General features: G+C 72.9%; 16 protein-coding genes. 11 read left to right on the forward strand and 5 right to left on the reverse strand.

Annotated elements, in window-relative coordinates; all coding sequences use genetic code 11:
* The 7 genes from ABZX40_RS33415 to ABZX40_RS33445 form a co-directional block, all read left to right on the forward strand.
* The coding region (locus ABZX40_RS33415; RefSeq protein WP_355746314.1) for a Fe-Mn family superoxide dismutase at positions 1-128 on the forward strand (128 nt) is incomplete at its 5' end.
* A 383-nt stretch (positions 129-511) separates the two neighbouring features.
* On the forward strand, positions 512-1,204 hold the full coding sequence (gene cseB / locus ABZX40_RS33420; protein ID WP_355746317.1) for a two-component system response regulator CseB: 693 nt from the start codon (positions 512-514) through the stop codon (positions 1,202-1,204).
* Between the two features lie 5 nt (positions 1,205-1,209).
* Positions 1,210-2,541: a HAMP domain-containing sensor histidine kinase gene (locus tag ABZX40_RS33425; protein WP_355746062.1), complete on the forward strand. Its 1,332-nt coding sequence runs from the start codon at positions 1,210-1,212 to the stop codon at positions 2,539-2,541.
* Between the two features lie 118 nt (positions 2,542-2,659).
* On the forward strand, positions 2,660-3,721 hold the full coding sequence (locus ABZX40_RS33430) for a D-alanyl-D-alanine carboxypeptidase (RefSeq protein WP_355746065.1): 1,062 nt from the start codon (positions 2,660-2,662) through the stop codon (positions 3,719-3,721).
* Positions 3,718-4,710 (forward strand): endonuclease/exonuclease/phosphatase family protein, encoded by a 993-nt coding sequence (locus tag ABZX40_RS33435; RefSeq protein WP_355746068.1) that lies wholly within the window; start codon positions 3,718-3,720, stop codon positions 4,708-4,710. The genes ABZX40_RS33430 and ABZX40_RS33435 overlap by 4 nt, the downstream gene beginning before the upstream one ends.
* 106 nt (positions 4,711-4,816) lie before the next feature.
* The gene (locus ABZX40_RS33440; RefSeq protein ID WP_355746071.1) at positions 4,817-5,305 is read left to right on the forward strand and encodes a potassium channel family protein; all 489 of its coding nucleotides are present in this window, start codon (positions 4,817-4,819) and stop codon (positions 5,303-5,305) included.
* Positions 5,306-6,103: 798 nt separating this feature from the next.
* Positions 6,104-7,009 carry a S1 family peptidase gene (locus ABZX40_RS33445; protein WP_355746074.1) on the forward strand — a complete coding sequence of 302 codons (906 nt, stop codon included), beginning with the start codon at positions 6,104-6,106 and terminating at the stop codon, positions 7,007-7,009.
* Positions 7,010-7,252: 243 nt separating this feature from the next.
* On the opposite strand, the gene ABZX40_RS33450 is transcribed toward ABZX40_RS33445, so the two are convergent.
* The 4 genes from ABZX40_RS33450 to ABZX40_RS33465 all read right to left on the reverse strand — a co-directional run bounded on the left by ABZX40_RS33450 (position 7,253) and on the right by ABZX40_RS33465 (position 10,956).
* A complete protein-coding gene (locus ABZX40_RS33450) occupies positions 7,253-8,221 on the reverse strand; it encodes a hypothetical protein (RefSeq protein WP_355746076.1) in 969 nt (322 codons plus the stop codon).
* Between the two features lie 676 nt (positions 8,222-8,897).
* Positions 8,898-9,716, reverse strand: a complete 819-nt coding sequence (locus ABZX40_RS33455; protein ID WP_355746079.1) for an SAM-dependent methyltransferase — start codon at positions 9,714-9,716, stop codon at positions 8,898-8,900.
* A 176-nt stretch (positions 9,717-9,892) separates the two neighbouring features.
* A complete protein-coding gene (locus tag ABZX40_RS33460) occupies positions 9,893-10,426 on the reverse strand; it encodes an EF-hand domain-containing protein (protein WP_355746082.1) in 534 nt (177 codons plus the stop codon).
* A 125-nt stretch (positions 10,427-10,551) separates the two neighbouring features.
* Positions 10,552-10,956, reverse strand: coding sequence for an ATP-binding protein (locus ABZX40_RS33465; RefSeq protein WP_355746085.1), 405 nt, complete (start codon positions 10,954-10,956; stop codon positions 10,552-10,554).
* A 258-nt stretch (positions 10,957-11,214) separates the two neighbouring features.
* On the opposite strand from ABZX40_RS33465, the gene ABZX40_RS33470 reads away from it, so the two are divergent.
* Positions 11,215-12,477, forward strand: coding sequence for an XRE family transcriptional regulator (locus tag ABZX40_RS33470; protein ID WP_355746088.1), 1,263 nt, complete (start codon positions 11,215-11,217; stop codon positions 12,475-12,477).
* A complete protein-coding gene (locus tag ABZX40_RS33475; RefSeq protein WP_355746090.1) occupies positions 12,474-13,007 on the forward strand; it encodes a GNAT family N-acetyltransferase in 534 nt (177 codons plus the stop codon). Before ABZX40_RS33470 ends, ABZX40_RS33475 begins: the two co-directional genes overlap by 4 nt.
* A gap of 121 nt (positions 13,008-13,128) precedes the next feature.
* Here ABZX40_RS33475 and ABZX40_RS33480 read toward each other — a convergent pair whose 3' ends face one another.
* Positions 13,129-14,376: a hydrolase gene (locus tag ABZX40_RS33480; RefSeq protein WP_355746093.1), complete on the reverse strand. Its 1,248-nt coding sequence runs from the start codon at positions 14,374-14,376 to the stop codon at positions 13,129-13,131.
* Positions 14,377-14,669: 293 nt separating this feature from the next.
* Here ABZX40_RS33480 and ABZX40_RS33485 point away from each other — a divergent pair, with 293 nt between their 5' ends.
* A complete protein-coding gene (locus ABZX40_RS33485; protein WP_355746096.1) occupies positions 14,670-15,854 on the forward strand; it encodes a histidine kinase in 1,185 nt (394 codons plus the stop codon).
* On the forward strand, positions 15,851-16,516 hold the full coding sequence (locus ABZX40_RS33490; RefSeq protein WP_355746099.1) for a response regulator transcription factor: 666 nt from the start codon (positions 15,851-15,853) through the stop codon (positions 16,514-16,516). The genes ABZX40_RS33485 and ABZX40_RS33490 overlap by 4 nt, the downstream gene beginning before the upstream one ends.
* Positions 16,517-16,595 lie beyond the last annotated feature (79 nt).

Genomic DNA, 16,595 nt, shown 5'->3' on the forward strand with positions numbered 1-16,595 from the left:
ACCTCCAGTACAAGAACCAGAAGGTCGACTTCATCGACGCGATGTGGGCCGTCGTCAACTGGCAGGACGTGGCCCGCCGCTACGCCGCCGCCAAGGAGCGCGGCGACAGCCTGCTGCTGGCGCCGTGACGCGGTAGCACCCCCTGGCGCCCTGCCGCGTGATCGTCTTCTCACCGATCGACGGCAGGCGGCACGTGAAGGGCTTCCGGCACGGACAGGACATGACCTGACCGAGCCGGAAGCCCTTCGTCATGGAACGGGACCGCCGGTGCCGCCCGGCCGCATGGATAGGGACCGCCGATACCCGGCCGCATGCAACGGGACGCCGGTGCCGCCCGGCCGCCCGGACCCCGCCGCCCGCAGTCGACAAATCGCCAGAGGTAGGGTGATCAGCTCGGAACCGGATGGAGGGGACTGATGGAGGGGACTGAGTGAGCGCCGAAGCGGAAGGTGCCGTCGGGGGCGGTGACGGGGCAGGTGACGGGGGCGGGGCCGAGCGGAGCGCCCCGGCGCTGCTCCTGGTGGAGGACGACGAGGTGATCCGCACCTCGGTCTCGATGGCGCTGGAGCGCTACGGCTACCGGGTCACATCGGCCGCCGACGGTCTCACCGGCCTGGAGTACTTCCGGGACCGGACGCCCGATCTGCTGCTGCTGGATGTGATGCTGCCCGAGCTGGACGGGATCGGACTGTGCCGCAAGGTGCGGGAGACCAGTCAGGCGCCGGTGCTGATGATGTCGGCGCGCGGGGACGCGCTGGACGTGGTGTCGGGCCTGGAGGCGGGCGCCGACGACTATGTGGTCAAGCCCGTCGACACCCCGGTGCTGGTGGCCCGTATCCGCGCCCTGCTGCGCCGCGCCACCTTCACCCCCCAGGGCGCGGAGGCGCCGGAGCGGGCTGCGGGGCCGACTGCCGGGGCGGACCGGCTGGTCTTCGGGGATCTCACCGTGGACACCCGTGGCCTCGAAGTGTTCCGGGACGGGCAGCGGATCGCCCTGGCCCCGACCGAGCTGCGGCTGCTGCTGGAGTTCGTGGCCCACCCCGGGATCGTCCTGGACCGGCAGACCCTGCTGCGCAAGGTCTGGGACTACGGCTGGGACGGCGACAGCCGGGTGGTCGACCTGTGTGTGCAGCGGCTGCGCAGGAAGATCGGCGCGGACCGGGTCGAGACCGTCCGTGGCTTCGGCTACAAACTGCGGCGCTGAGCACCATGGACGTACGGAGCATGGCGGCCACGGTGTGGCGCAACCTGTGGAACTGGAGATCGCTGCGCTGGCAGATCGCCGCGCTGGTGGTCACCGCGTCCTGCGCGGTCGCGCTGGCCGTGGGACTCCTCGTCCACAACGCCACCGTCGACCGCCACCAGCGGGAGGGCGCGGCCCGTGCCGTCGAGGAGCTCACCTCCTCCGTGGACGCCTACCGGAGCAGCGGCGGCACACCCCCGCAGGGAGCCGTCATGGACCCGGCGGAGATGCCGTCCGAACTGCTGGACCAGGTGCGGGGCCCGGACGACCCGGTCGTCTGGTACGACACCGGGGACCGCAACGGCCCGTGGATGTGGGCCGCGCGGCCGGTCGACGGCGGGGTGCTCGCCGTCGCGGTGCACATGGGCAGCGAGCAGATGAACCTGGCCGCCCTCGACCGCACCATGGCCAAGGTGTCGGCGGCGACCCTCCTCGTGATCGTCCCCCTCTCCCTCGTCGTCACCGAACTCCTCAACCGCCGGCTGCGCAAGGTCGCGCGCACCGCCCGCCGGATCGCGGACGGCGAACTGGACGCCCGCACCGGAGCGGGCACCGGGCGCGGCGACGAGATCACGGAGATCGCGGGCGCCGTCGACTCCATGGCCCACTCCCTCCAGGCCCGTCTGCGCACCGAGCAGCGCTTCACCGCCGATGTGGCCCATGAACTGCGCACCCCCCTGATGGGCCTGGTCACCTCCACCGAACTGCTCCCCGAGGGCCGGGCCACCGCTCTCGTACGGGACCGGGTGGGCGTGCTGCGGGCGCTGGTCGAGGATCTGCTGGAGATCTCCCGGCTGGACGCGGGAGCGGAGGCCGCCGACGCGCGGCCCGTCCCGGTCGGCAGTGTCGTGGCGGACGCGGTGGCCCGGACCGGGCAGCCGACCCGCACGGTGGTCGCCGACAACCGGCGGATCATGACCGACCCGCGCCGACTGGACCGCATCATCGCCAACCTGGTCCACAACGCCCACCGCCATGGCCGGGCGCCGGTCGAGGTCCATGTCGACGGCGGGACCATCGTCGTACGCGACCATGGGCCGGGCTTTCCCGAGGCGCTGCTCGCGGAGGGGCCGCAGCGGTTCCGGACCGGGGCTCCGGAGCGGGGGCACGGCCATGGGCTGGGGCTGACCATCGCCCTGGGTCATGCCGGGGTCATCGGGGCCACCCTCGACCTGGCCAACGCGGACGACGAGGACGGCGGCGGTGCCGTCGCCGTACTGACCCTGCCGGAGCCGGAGCCCTGCGGCGACGAGGGCGGGGACGGGGTGGCGGCCGAATACCGGGGTGCCGGGCGCTGATACACGGCGGACACATTCCCGAGTGGTAACCGATGTGCCGTCTCCGCGGGCCGGAGATCACCGTTTCGCAGGGTGGGGGACACGCGCAGTTCCGCGCGCTCGTCCCCGGAGGCAGCCCATGTGTGACCGGCTCACCTACAGTCCCCGTCCCGGCCCGTCCGGCGGCCGTCGGCCGCCCGTGCGGACCCTCGTGCTGTGGGGCGCGCTGACGGCCCTGATCCTGACCACCCTCGGCGGCTGGGTCGTGGCCACCCAGACGGCACCGGACCGGGTGGGCACGACCGCCGAACCGGCCGCCGGGACTGCCGCACTGTCGCTGCCCTGGCCCGAGGAGGGGCAGGCCAGCGTCATCGACACGGGGAGCGGCCGTTCCGGGACGAGCGGGGCGCAGCGCCCCGTACCGATCGCCAGTCTCGCCAAGGTGATGACCGCGCATGTGATCCTCACCGGGCACCGGCTGGGGGAGCGGGAGTCCGGCCCCGAGGTGCGGGTCGACCGGCGGGCGGCGGAGGAGTCGTTCTCCTCGGCGGAGTCGACGGTGATCGTCCAGGAGGGGCAGCGGTTCAGCCAGCGGCAGCTGCTGGAGATGCTGCTGCTGCCCTCCGGGAACAACATCGCCCGGCTGCTGGCCCGCTGGGACGCGGGCAGTGAGGCCGCCTTCACCGCGAAGATGAACCGCGCGGCGACGGCCCTCGGGATGACCCGGACCACCTACACCGGCGCGAGCGGCATCGAGCCCACGACCACCAGCACCTCCGACGACCAGCTCCGGCTCGCCCGCGCGGTCATGAAGGACCCGGCGTTCCGGGCGATCGTCGCCACCCGCGAGACCACCATCGGGCAGGGCGTCGGGACGATCACCAACACCAACAAGCTGCTCGGCACCTCCGGCATCGTCGGCGTCAAGACCGGTTCGAGCACCCCGGCGGGCGGCGCCCTGATGTGGGCGGCCACGGCCCCCCGGGACCCGGCGGCGACCCCGCGAAGTCCCGAGGCGGCCCCGCGAAGCCCCGAGGCGGCTCCCCGGGACCCGGCGGCGGCCCCCCGGGACCCGGCGGGGCTGATCCTCGGCGTCGTCCTGCACCAGGACCCCGGCACGACCCCCGCCCAGGGACTCCGGACCGCGTTCGATGTGACGGAACGCCTCGCCGCCGCGGCCCAGCGCGGAGCCGGACGATGACCACGGCGCAGCAGGCGCGGGACAGGACGGAAGCCCCCCGGCCCCCCGACGTGCCCAGACGCTGGACCGACCCGCGCCGGGGCCGCCGGACCGCCGGACTGGGCGCGGCCTACGCGGTCGCCCTGCTCGCCCTCCCCCTCCTCCCCGACACCCCCGGAAACCTCGGCAGCCTCGCCGCGACCTTCCTCCCCTGGTCGGCCCTGGCCGTCCCCCCACTGCTCCTGTACGCCCTGCTCCGCCGCTCCGCGCTCGCGGTGATCGGTGTGCTGCTCCCGGCGCTGGCCTGGCTGACCCTGTTCGGGGACACGGTCACCGACAAGAGCGCCCGGGGCGGTGAGCTGACGGTGGTCACCCACAACGTCGGTGAGGACAACCCGGACCCGGCCGGTACGGCCCGCGCGCTGGCGGCGACCGGCGCCGAGGTGATCGCCGTGCAGGAACTGGCACCCCAGGCGCGGGACGCCTTCCGGGAGGCGCTGCCCGCCCGCTACCGGCATCACACCGTCCAGGGCGGGGTCGGGCTGTGGAGCACGTACGCGATGACCGGGGCCGAGGCCGTGGACATCATGCCGTGGCCCCGGGCCCTGCGCGCCACACTCATCACACCGGCGGGCCCGGTCACGGTGTACGTGGCGCATCTCGCGTCGGTGCGGGTGGCGGTGGGCGCCGGGTTCACGACCGCCCGCCGGGACGAGGCCGCCGGGCTGCTGGCGGACGCCGTGCGCCGGGACCGGTCGTCGCGCACGCTCCTCGTGGGTGACTTCAACGGCACCACCGACGACCGCGCGCTCGCCCCCCTCGTACGGTTGCCCGGGATGACCTCCGCGCAGGAGACGGCGGGAGCGGGCTTCGGGTTCAGCTGGCCCGCCGCCTTCCCCCTCACCCGCATCGACCACATCCTCACCCGGGGACTGCGCCCGGTCTCCGCGCGGACCCTGCCCGCCACCCCCAGCGACCATCTGCCGGTGAGCGCGTCCTTCGGCTTCTGACCGGACGTCACCGGCTGCCCGCGCGGGTGCGCTGTTCGGGTCCGGTTCGCGAGGGTGCGGCGGGTTGCGGTGGGCCGCGCCGGGGAGGGCGGCGCAGGATGCGGGGATGTTGCCCGGATTCCTGGCGCGAGCGGTCGAGGCGCTGCTGGGCCGCCATGGGCGCTCCCTGCACCTGAAGGCGGCGGGCGCCGCGACGGCGATCCTCATCGTCGTGACACTGGTGGGCGCCTACGGGATCGTGGCGGCCGAACGGGGAGCGCCGGGCGCGCGGCTGACGACCTATCCGAGGGCCCTGTGGTGGGCGGCGGAGACCGCGACGACCGTCGGGTACGGGGACTTCTACCCGGTGACCTTGTGGGGACGGCTGGTCGCCGTGGCCGTCATGCTCGTCGGGATCACCGCGTACGGGGTGGTCACCGCGGCTCTGGCGACCTGGTTCGTCGGACGGGACCAGGAGCGCCGGCACCGGGCGGTGCGGCGGGCGGAGGCGGCCGTGGAACGCGACTACGCGGAGGCGACCCGGGCGCTGCACGAACGGTTCGACCGGCTGGAGGAACTGCTGGGCAGCGGTGGCGGGGGTGGCCACGGGCGCTGACCTTCGCGGGTCGGGTGGGGACGGTGGGGCGAGGGTGCTGTGCCGCGCGGAGGCCCGCATCGGGGGCAACTAACCGGAGGTACAGCTTCCGAAGGGGTGGCGGAACGACTCCCTTCGGCGCGGACGCCGAACCGGACACCGGCGCCGGAGCCACAACGAGGGCAATCCACCCATACGGACCCGGCCGCCCGCCGCGCCCCGCATGCATTTCCCGCCGTCACGTGCGGCGCGCCCCCGGACCTTCCGCCGCCCCCTCCGCCGGGAGCGATAGATGCCCCCACCACGGGCCCGACCTCCTCCGGCACATCACACCGCGTACCGGAATCCTCCATTCGATCTTCGCGAATCGGCCACGCCGGAATCTGGGGCGGCCGGATCGGTCCTCTCCCCGGCGTCGATGTGACGCTGAGCAGCCATGCCTTTACCTCGCCTTGGGGTAAACAGGGAACGTCGGCGGCCCGGCGGATGGCGCGATTGCCCCGGACGCTCCCCGCCCGGCCCCGCGGCGGAATCCGCGGCGCGCTGACACGTAGAACCGACGGCGTGCGCGGCCCGCCGAACGCCCCCGCACGTGCCCCCGGATCGGGCAAGAGCGGCTTCCTGCCAACGATGTCGTGCGGATGAAATCCCTTGTGGGAGCGGCCGAAAGCCGAACTTGTTGTCAGGGACGAGTCACCTCGACCATCGCAACTGTCGCCGTGGCGACCCCAGGACGCCCGTCCGGTCCCCGGAGCCGCCGCGGACAACGCCGAGGGCCCGGACCGCCAACCGGACCCGCACCCCCACATCGGAGGACATGTGAAGGTCAAGACGTTCCTGCCGTCGGACTCCGTCACCCGGAGAGCCCGCGTCGCCACCGTCGTCGCCAGCCTGGCGGCCGTCTCCGCGCTCGTCGCGCCCACCGCCGTGGCGGCCCAGGCGCCCGCCGTCGCCAAGCCCACCGCCGGCCAGCTCGCCGCGGCGAGCGACGCCGTCCTCGGCGCCGACATCGGCGGTACCGCCTGGTACACCGACAAGGCGTCGGGCAAGATCGTGATCACCGCCGACAGCACGGTCTCGGCGGCCGAGATCAACGCGATCAAGCAGGCCGCCGGTGCCCAGTCCGGCGCGCTGGAGATCAAGCGCACGCCGGGCAAGTTCAGCCGTCTGATCGCCGGCGGCGAGGCCATCACCTCGGCCGGCGTCCGCTGTTCCCTCGGCTTCAACGTCATCAACTCCGCCCGCCAGTACTTCGCGCTCACCGCGGGTCACTGCACCTCCGGCCGGCCCAGCTGGAACATCGGCACGGCGGTGTCGGGCCAGACCGTCTTCCCGAACTACGACCACGGCGTCATCGCCCACTCCAACCCGGCCGCCGCCGACGGCCGCGTCTTCCTCTACAACGGCACCTACCGGGACATCATCAACTCCGGTACGCCCACCGTCGGTACACGTATCGAGCGCTCGGGCAGCACCACCGGCTACCGCACCGGCACGGTCACCGCGCTGAACGCCACCGTCAACTACGGCAACGGACAGGTGGTCTACGGCACGATCCAGACCAACGCCTGCGCCCAGCCCGGCGACAGCGGCGGCCCGCTCTTCGGCGGCAACACCGCGTACGGCCTGCTCTCCGGCGGCAGCGGCAACTGCACCGTCGGCGGCACGACGTTCTACGAGCCGGTCACCCGGCCGCTGGGCCTGTACGGCCTGAGCGTCTTCTAGACGGCCCGCGGGCCCGCCGCACAACCGAATCAACCGAACCAGTCCGTAGTACCCGGCGGTCGCCGTTCCTCAGGGCGACCGCCGGTCGGTTTGCCGGGCGTTATGGGCGGGGGAGTTGCTCGGTAGCGGCTGGGCCGTCGATGGGGCGACTGTCGGTCGGTTTGCCGGGTGCTACGGGCGGGGGGAGTTGCTCGGCGGCGGCGAGGCCGTCCATAGGGCGACCGCCGATCGGCTTCCCGGGCGCTACCGGCGCGAGGGCGGACCCGGCCGTCCGCCCGAGGAGAGCCGCTCCGCGGCCACCAGGGCGTTCATCCACTCCACGGGCAGGCAGGCGGAGGTCCCGGCCGCCTCGGGGACACCGGGAGCCTCGTCGGTGAGGAGCCGGGCGAGACAGTGCGGGGGCAGACCGGGGTTGCCCGCCGCCGCGGCACGGACCGGTGGCTCGCAGTCGGCGGCGAGCCGCTCCAGGAGGTGCGGCGCGAGCGCGGTGGCCGCGGCTGCCGCCCGCAGCGGGGCGCGCGGCGAGGAGGCCAGCCGGGGGAACGCCTCCGGCGGGAAGTCGGGGCGGCCGAGGATGCCGGGGCGGATCTTGCGGTGATCCCCGTGCTCCCGCACGACCCGCTCCAGTTCCCCCGGCGGCGGGGACACCGCGCGCAAGGCGGCGATCCGCTGCACCTGGGGATCCGGATCGCGCAGCAGCCGAAGGACCGCGTCACCGGGCAGCCCATCGCTACGCGAGGCCACGGCACGCCGCAGAAAGGCCAGGGGTGAACCGGCGTACCGCAGCCGCTCCCCGGCGGACGCCCGCCGCAGCCAGCCCAGTTCATGCCCCATCCAGGCCGCCCCGAGCACCGCGTCCAGCGGGAACCAGTCACCGCCGGGCGCGGCACTGGTCTCCTCATACAGCCGCTTCCGGTCCGGTTCCGGGGTGTGCGCCGACACCAGGAGCGCGTACCGCACTTCGTCGTGGTGCTCGGCGGCGAGTTCGTCGCGCAGTGCCTGCGGCAGCGCGGGGTTGAGGGCGACGGCGGCGCGCACCTCCTCGTCCGGGTCGCGGGCGAGTTCGGCGGCGAGGGCGGGGGTGAGTCCGGCGTGGGGGCCACCAGGGCCCGGGTCTCCGGGGCGGCCAGCAACCCTGGGCGGAGGTCCCCGGGCGGGACGGGATGCCGGGGCGAGCAGACCGCCGCGCGGACCGACGGCTCGGCGTCGCACAGCAGCACGCGATGGACCTCCGGCGGCGGCGTCCACCACCACGTCGCCAGCGCGACCCGCACCGCCACGGCCGGATCCGAGGCCAGCGTGGCGCGCACCGGGTCAGGTGTGTCGCGGTGGGCGGCGACCCCGGCCCTTACGCCGGGGTCCGGGTCGGACGCGAGCCGGGTCAGGGCGGCGACGGGGAGCGCGCGGCCGGGTTCGTCCGGGGGCCGCGCGAAGCGCCTGACCGCACTCGCCCGGACCTCGGCATCGGCGTGGCGGGCGAGGCGCTCGCGCACGGCGGCGGGCAACTCCCGGTTCCGCCCGAGCGCGACCGCGACCGTCCGGTCCCGGGGCTCCAGCAGCGCGGTGGCGAGTTCTACGGTCATCCGCTCCCGTCCGGCGATCTCCACCGCGGCGTCGGGCCTCGCGGCCATGAGCCGGTGCAGGACGGGCTCGGGGGCGGCCGGGTTGCGCGCCACCCCGGTGAGGACGCGGCGGCGGGCCGGGGCGGTGATCGACGGCAGTTCCATGGGCGGAGCGTAGTCAGCGGCCGGGTGACCGGGCGGCGGGGTGGCCGGGTGGCCGGGTGGCCGGGTGGCCGGGACCTGGAGTCACTAACCCCCGACCACCAACACCCGACCACCAACCCCCGACCACTAACCCCTGACCACTGAGCGGAGACCCGGTCGCGTCAGGGCTTGCGTCCCACGCCGCCGAACATGGCCACCTCGGCGGGAAGGTCGGCCTGGGGGTCGTCCGGACGCCAGCGGTTGGCGGACACCACGCCCGGGTCGAGGAGTTCCAGCCCGTCGAAGAAGCGGGTGACGGCGGCCGGGGTGCGCTGCGTCAGCTTCGGTGTGCCGTGCTCGTTCCAGAAGGCCACGGCGGCATCGACGTCCGGCATGTCGGACCGGGTGATGGTGTGGGTGAGGACGAGATGGCTGCCGGTGGGGAGTGCGTCCATCAGGCGCCGGACGATGCCGTAGGCGTCCTCGTCGTCCTCGATGAAGATGACGACCCCGAGCAGCATGAGCGCCACCGGCTGATCGAAGTCGAGGGTCTGTGCCGCCTGCTCCAGCACCGCGTCGACATTGCGCAGATCCTCGTCGAGGTAGGCGGTGCGTCCCTGCGGGGTGCTGGTCAGCAGGGCCTTGGCGTGAACCAGCACGATGGGGTCGTTGTCGACGTAGACGACCCTGGACTCCGGCGCGACGCGCTGGGCGACCTCGTGGGTGTTGTCGGCGGTGGGCAGACCGGTGCCGATGTCCAGGAACTGGCGTATCCCGCACTCCCCGGCCAGATGCCGCACGGCCCGTCCGAGGAGCAGCCGGTCGGCACGGGCGTAGTCGCCGATGCCGGGGTGCAGTTGGCGGATCTGGTCCCCGGCCGCCTGGTCGACCGCGTAGTTGTCCTTGCCGCCCAGCCAGTAGTTCCAGATGCGGGCGGTGTGCGGCTGATCGGTCTTGATACGCCGGCGGGCTTCGATCGAGGCGGCGGGTGTCTCGGTCATGCGTTGTCCTCCGGACCGGTCGATGAGAGGTCAAGGAGCAACCTAGCGAATGGAGTTGGGGGGTGGGGCGGGTTGTCCGGAGAGGGGCGCGTCGGGCGTCGGAGCCGGAGGTGGTGGCCCTGTCCATCCGGCGGCTCCGCTGGCCGCCGGATGGAACGGAGTGCCGGAACGGCGTGTCAGACCCCCGTACCGGTGACGAGATGGTCACCGGCGATGCCCGCCTTGTCCGGGGCGTAGTAGTCCTTGATCCCTTCGAGCCAGGTCGTCCCGAGGATGCGGTCCTCGGCGGTGGGGCCGAAGGCGTCGAAGAGGGTCTCGATGTTGGCGGGCCGGAAGCCGATCGCGATCATCAGGGCGGTGAAGTCGGAGCGCTCGATGAACCCGTCCCCGTCCGGGTCGCCGATCGCCACGAGGGCTTCCCCGAAAGCGGTGACCGCCGGCGCGAAACGCTCGGGCGACAGGACGCAGGCGGTGAACTCGTCCAGGCTGATCACCCCGTCGCCGTTGGCGTCGAGATGAGTGCGCAGGGCCGTCCAGTACCCCTCGAAGGCCGCGCGCATCGCGTCCTTGGTGTCCTGGTCGGCCAGGGGCGCCGCGTCGGCCACGCGGTCGTACATGAGCGTGAAGTCCTCGGCGTCCAGGACTCCGTTGCCGTTCACGTCGAACAGGGAGAACACGAGTGTGACCCGCTGAATGGCCTCGGTACGCATGACTCTGTCACCTTTCTCCACCATGACCACGGACCGGGCGTCCCGGCCCCGGAGTGGCTGCCCGGTCCGGGGCCGGGTAGTCGTGGACGGGGGCTGGTTGGCTCGAACGGGGGAGTGGTGATGCGTCAGCGCGGCGAGGGGTGTCCGGGTTCGGTGGGGGAACATCGGCCGGCATGGGGCTCGGTCTCGCATGACAGCTCGCCCCAGACCCGCTTCCCCCATGGGAAGAGGTCGGTGCCCCAGCGCTCGGAGAGGGCATCGACCAGGATCAGCCCCCGGCCGCCCAGAGAGACGTCCTTCAAGGAGAGATCCCCGTCTTCGCCGTCGGACCCGTTGACCTCGGGAATCTCCGGCATGGTGCGGGATGTGTCGACCACGGCGATCCGTACGTATCGCGTGCTCGGCCGGGAGATGACGACCCGGATGGAGCGGCTGTTGGTGTGCTTGACCGCGTTGGCCACCAGCTCGGTGACGAGGAGCTTTCCGTCGTCCGCCAGTTTCTCCAGGCGCCAGGCGGACAGTGCCGTCATGACGAGTGTGCGGGCGGCCCCGGTGCTCTCCTCCAGACCGGGGAGGGTCTCTGAAAATCTCGGATGCCCTGTCGGGCGCGGATGGGCTGACACGATCATCTGGACCTCAGGGGGTGTCGGCGTACGACGGCCTCGCTTCAGTCAACGGCCGTGGGGTTGCGCCGAGGAGGAAAAGTGAGGTGCCGGTGTCTCGCGGCAGACCGGAAAATTCTCGGTACGCCGTCTCACGGAGGTGATCCGAGTGGCTACCGTGGGTGCATGAAGGGGAACGTGAGCCTCGTCGGCGCGATGGCTGAGCTGGGCCTGAAGCAGGCTGAGTCGGCCGCGGTCGTCAACGACTTCCTGCGTGCTCGCGGGTACAGCGGTACGGTCGGCGACCGTACGGTCAGGAACTGGCTGAGCGGAAAAACCCGTTGGCCCCACCCCCGTCAGCGGGAGGCCCTCGGGGCAGTGTTCGGATGCACGGCCGAGGACCTGGGCTTCAGCCGGCCACCGGCAGGATCCATCACCACCGAACCGGAGTCGTCCGTGAGGCGCAGGAACTTCTTTTCCGCCACCACAGGCACCGCCGTCGCCGTGGCTGTCCCCGTGGACTCCAGACCGGCCCGTGTGGGTACCTCCGATGTGATCAGGCTACGGTCCGGTCTGGACGCTCTGATGGCCTTGGACGACAACCGGGGCGGCCACGAGGGTCTGGAACGGGCCGCCCTCGCCGGGGCCGAGGACGCGCTCGACAAGGTCAAGCAGGCGTCATCCCAGCGGATTCGTCAGAGGCTCTTCTCCGTGGCCGCCGACTACACCGCGACAGCGGCTTGGAGCGCGTTGGACGCCCGTCGGTCCGACCGGACTCAGCGGCACCTGGACCGGGCTCTGTACCTGGCGGGGATGGCCAACGACCCCATCGCCGAGATAAGGGTCTGGAACTCCTACGCGATGCTCGCCCACCAGCGGAGCCAGTACACCCAAGCAGTGGACGCCGGGTACGCGGCTCAGGCCACCGCCGTCACCCGACGAGATCCGTTCTTCGCCTCTCTTGCGCACGCCCGGACGGCCGTCGGCCACTCGACCCTCGGGGACCGCACGGCCGCCCTGCGTTCCCTGGGGTACGCCCAGGAAGCCCTGGCGAAGGCATCCCCCGACGAGCCCCGGCCGAGCTGGGTGGCCTTCTACGGAGGCGCCGAACTGTCCGCCATCACCGCGATCGTCCGGGACCGGATCGGGGACCCGACGCAGGCGGAGGCCGCGTCCCACCGGGCTCTGGCCGGTATCCCCGAGCAGTTCCGCCGGAACCGGGCGCTGGCCACCACACGGCTCGGTCTGGCGCAACTCCGCCAGGGGGACATCGATCAGGCCTGCGCCACGGCATCCACGGTCTTCGACCTGATGAACGGCGACCCACTGCCCGGGCGGATGCGGACTCTTCTCGGCGACTTCCACCGCGCACTGATCACCCTTGCGCCGGACTCCGGAGCCGCACGAGAGTGGGGCGACCGCTTCCGATCCCCGTGGAGTCGATCGTGAGTTCCGCAGGTCTGACCGTCCGCCGCTTCACGCACGCTGACCTCCCTAAGATCCGCCAGACACTGATCGATGTGCACGCCGATGCCTATGCGGACGCCATGGACGACGAGTTCAACCAGCGCTTCCCCTGGTTCGCCGACCACTGGGGCAGTAACCCCGATTTCGACTGTGTGATCGCGTACGACGGCGACGAGGCGGTGGCCTTCGCCTACGGAGCCCCGTCGGCCGCCTACCGCGAGTGGTGGCGCGAGTACCTGTCATCGGCCCCCGAGCCCGGGAAGGACCGGACGTTCTCCTACTCGGAGCTGGCCGTCCGGACGGGGTACCGGAAGCAGGGGGTGGCCGAGTTGGTCAGCCGGGCGCTCTTGGAGGCACGGCAGGAGGATCTCGTCGTCCTGCTCGTCGACACACGACACCCACGCGTCCAGGTGATGTACGAAGGCTGGGGCTTTCGGAGGGTGGGCGAGCGGCAGCCGTTCGCGGACTCCCCGGTGTACGCCGTGATGCTGGCCGAACTCCCCCTGGAGTAGGCCCGGAACACAACAGGTGGAGTTCGGTCGCCGGAACGGAGCCCGGGGCGGCGCTTGAGGAAGGTGGGGCATGTCCCGTCACCCGTCACCCGTCACCCGTCCCCCCAGCACCCGTCACCCGTCACCCCAGCACCTCCACCTCCGGATACCGCGCCCCCGGCCGCTCGAAGAAGCCCGTCGGCCGGTTCCTCAGGTGGAGGTCGAAGAACGCTGTCACCGCCGTGCGCTGGGCCGCCAAGGAGCGGGCGGGGGAGATCGTGCCGATCAGCTCCGCCGCCGCGGGGATCTCCAGATGTGGGGTGAGCTGCGGCAGGATCGTCTGGAGGTCGGTGTACGAGCCGTGTGCGGAGCCGCGTAGTCGCAGTGCGCGCTTCCAGCCGGTCGAGGCGGCCCAGAAGGAGTCCCAGCCGGGGACGGTGTCGAGGGAGTGCGGGCCGGAGGCCAGGAGGAGGAACGGTGTGGTGACGCCCGAGTCGGCCACCGGGCCGATGAACTCGCCGTCCAGGTTGACCGCCGCGCCGACGCGCGGGTCGTCGTGGGCGAGCTGCGCGGCCACCGAACCGCCCAGCGACTGGCCGAGCACCCCGGTGCGGGAGAGGTCCAGTGCCGCCGCCAGGCCGGGCGGGAGCGGTCGCGCCCCGGCGTCGGGGTTGCCTCCCTGGGCCAGGGTCTCGATCTGGCGGAGGACGAATCGGGCGTCCGCCAGGCGTGCGCGGGAGTGCTGTGCCAGGAGCGCCGCGATGATCTCCGGGGTGAGTTCGTCGGGCAGGGGGACGGCTCGTTCGACCCGGCCGCCGGGGAACTCGACCTGGTCCGCCTCATAGGTGGAGTCGACGGTGACCACGGCGTAACCCCGGGCGGCCAGTTCCTCGACCAGGGTGGTGCCCAGCGCGCGGACGCCGCCGTCGCCGGGGAAGAACAGCACCACCGGGAGCCGTCCCGCCGAGCGGGCGACCGGGGCGCCGGTGCGTGCGTGGGTCCGGATTCCCTGCCAGTCCACCGCTCCGGTCGGGATCGTCAGGCCCGGTGCCGAGTGCTGGTCCCAGTCGGCCGCCGCGGCCGGGCGCAGCCACGGGGCGGTGGGGTACGTACCCCACCGCTGCGCCGGGTACCAGAGGCCGACCATCAGCTCCCGGAAGGGCTTCGAAGGGAGGAGGGGGTCGGGGCGTGTCCGGTCCACCAGGTGCAGTTCGGCGGTGCCGATCGGGTGGGGTGCGGTGGGCGCGGGGAGGGTCACGGGGCGGGAGCGGGGCTGGGGGGAGGGGGTGACCGGGCGGGCCTGCGCCGACCCGGCGGTGTGGGCGGTGGCCGTGGCGGCCAGGGCGGCTGCGCCCAGCTTCATCAGGGTTCGGCGGGTGGGGCGTGGCATGGCGCGGCTCCTTGCGGTGGGTTGGTGGTCAGGTGCGAGAAGTTTTTCAACGGGTGGTGGGCCGCGCGCCGTGCCGCCGGATGATCCGCCCGGGAGACGGCGGTCTCCTTCCGGGGCGGTCCTCCTCCCTGGGGAGGAGGGGCACGTCCGGATCCTCAGGGCGTACGCCGCTCTCCCTCCCTGGTCGGATCCGGATGGGCGGGGCGGGTGTCTAGCGTGGGGGAGCATCTGTTACCGCGGCAGCGGCAGCGGCAGCATCAGCAGCAGCGCAGAACTCACTAGGACGTACACCGATGACCCAAGCCCCGCCCGGCGGTCCCCGTCTCCCTCTGCCGGTCTTCTCGCAGGTCAAGCGTCTGCTGGTGCGTGTGGTGTCGTTGCCGTCCGTCGTGCAGGACTCGGTGCTCGCGGTGGTGCTCTTCGGGGTGACCTTCGGGCAGGGGCAGCTGGAGGGCGCCCGGGGCGTGGCGTTGCAGACGGCGCTGGTGCTGCCGCTGGTGTGGCGGCGGCGGGCGCCGCTCACCGTGTTCGGGGTGATCGCCGCCGTCGCCTGCGTGCAGTGGCTGCTGGGTGTTCAGCTGCCCGCCGATGCCGCGTTGCTGATCGCGCTCGGCACGGTCACCGCCCGCTCCCCGGCACGGCCCGCGCTGGTGGCCGTGGCCGTGCTGGAGGTCGGCGCCCTGATGTCGGCGGCGCGCTGGGCGCCCGAGGGGCGTCTCCTCGCCTCGGCCGGTGCGACGACCGCCCTGGTCGTCGCCTCCGCCCTCCTCGGGGCGAACGTACGGATCAGACGCCGGGCCCAGGAGGACCGCGTCGCCCATCTCGAACGCGAGCGGGACCAGCGGGCGCGGCTCGCCGTGGCCGAGGAGCGGGCCCGGATCACCCGGGAGATGCACGACAGCGTCACCCACAACCTGTCCGTCATCACCGCCCTCGCCGACGCGACCGTGCACACCCGGCCCGACGACCCCTTCCCGATGGTGGACCAGATCGCCAGGACCGGGCGGCAGGCGCTCACCGACATGCGCCGCTCGCTCGGCATCCTCCGGGCGGCGGACGGGTTCGACGCCGAGCGTCATCCGGCGCCCGGTGTCCCGCAGTTGGAGGCCCTGTGCGCGCAAGTGCGTGCCGTGGGGCTGCCGACCCTGCTGCGGCTGGACGGTGACCCGGCGGTCGTGCCCGCCGCGGCCCAGCTCACCGCCTACCGCATCGTGCAGGAGTCCCTGACCAACACGCTCCGGCACACACCCCCGGGCACCCGCGCCGAGGTCCGGGTGTCCTGCTCGCCGCGGGCCGTCACCGTCGAGGTGAGCGACGACGGTCCCGCCGTCCCCGCCCACCCCGCCGGGCCGCCCGGCCGCGGTCTCGCCGGGATGCGGGAACGCGCCGCCGCCTACGGCGGAACCCACCGGGCGGGCCCGGAACCCGGCGGGGGCTGGCGGGTCTTCACCCGTCTCGACCTGGAGGGCACCGTATGACGACCCGCGTGCTCCTCGTCGACGACGAGGAGTTGCTGCGCGTGGCGTTCACCATGATCCTGCGCGCCGAACCCGATCTGGAGCCGGTCGGCGAAGCGGCCGACGGCGAGACCGCCCTGCGGCTGACACGCGAACTGCGCCCCGATGTCGTCCTGATGGACATCCGCATGCCCGGCACCGACGGCATCGAGGCGACACGGCGGCTGCTCCGGGAGTCGCCGCACACCCGCGTGCTCATCCTCACCACCTTCGACCTGGACGAGTACGCCTTCGACGCGCTGCGCGCCGGGGCGTCCGGCTTCCTGCTGAAGAACACCCGGCCCGAGCAACTGCTCACCGCGATCCGGGATGTCGCCGCCGGGGAGGCGGCCGTCTCCCCGCGGGTCACCCGGCGCCTGCTGGAGACCTTCGCGCATCAGCTGCCCCCCACCCCCGGCGGCCCGGACGCCGACGACCGGCTGCGGCTGCTCACCGCCCGTGAGCGCGAGATCCTCGTCAGTGTCGCCCGTGGCCTCACCAACTCCGAGATCGCCGCCGCCACCCGGCTCGCCGAGCCCACGGTCAAGAAACACCTCGGCCGGATCCTCGCCAAGCTCGGACTGCGCGACCGCGTACAGGCCGTGATCCTCGCCTACGAGACCGGTCTCGTCCGCCCGCTCTGACCCTCCCCGAAGCCCGCATCCCGTGCCCCGCTGGACAAAAAGGGACGCAGCTCCCCTCCCGCACACCAGGGGTTCGGAG

The sequence above is a fragment of the Streptomyces sp. NPDC004610 genome (assembly GCF_040609715.1).
Lineage (GTDB): Bacteria > Actinomycetota > Actinomycetes > Streptomycetales > Streptomycetaceae > Streptomyces.

Excerpts from the sequence above, each read along its gene's own strand:
- ABZX40_RS33425 (WP_355746062.1), top strand. The coding sequence starts at position 1,210 with ATGGACGTACGGAGCATGGCGGCCACGGTGTGGCGCAACCTGTGGAAC.
- ABZX40_RS33430 (WP_355746065.1), top strand. The coding sequence starts at position 2,660 with ATGTGTGACCGGCTCACCTACAGTCCCCGTCCCGGCCCGTCCGGCGGC.
- ABZX40_RS33435 (WP_355746068.1), top strand. The coding sequence starts at position 3,718 with ATGACCACGGCGCAGCAGGCGCGGGACAGGACGGAAGCCCCCCGGCCC.
- ABZX40_RS33440 (WP_355746071.1), top strand. The coding sequence starts at position 4,817 with ATGTTGCCCGGATTCCTGGCGCGAGCGGTCGAGGCGCTGCTGGGCCGC.
- ABZX40_RS33455 (WP_355746079.1), bottom strand. The coding sequence starts at position 9,716 with ATGACCGAGACACCCGCCGCCTCGATCGAAGCCCGCCGGCGTATCAAG.
- ABZX40_RS33460 (WP_355746082.1), bottom strand. The coding sequence starts at position 10,426 with ATGCGTACCGAGGCCATTCAGCGGGTCACACTCGTGTTCTCCCTGTTC.
- ABZX40_RS33465 (WP_355746085.1), bottom strand. The coding sequence starts at position 10,956 with ATGACGGCACTGTCCGCCTGGCGCCTGGAGAAACTGGCGGACGACGGA.
- ABZX40_RS33470 (WP_355746088.1), top strand. The coding sequence starts at position 11,215 with ATGAAGGGGAACGTGAGCCTCGTCGGCGCGATGGCTGAGCTGGGCCTG.
- ABZX40_RS33480 (WP_355746093.1), bottom strand. The coding sequence starts at position 14,376 with ATGCCACGCCCCACCCGCCGAACCCTGATGAAGCTGGGCGCAGCCGCC.
- ABZX40_RS33485 (WP_355746096.1), top strand. The coding sequence starts at position 14,670 with ATGACCCAAGCCCCGCCCGGCGGTCCCCGTCTCCCTCTGCCGGTCTTC.
- ABZX40_RS33490 (WP_355746099.1), top strand. The coding sequence starts at position 15,851 with ATGACGACCCGCGTGCTCCTCGTCGACGACGAGGAGTTGCTGCGCGTG.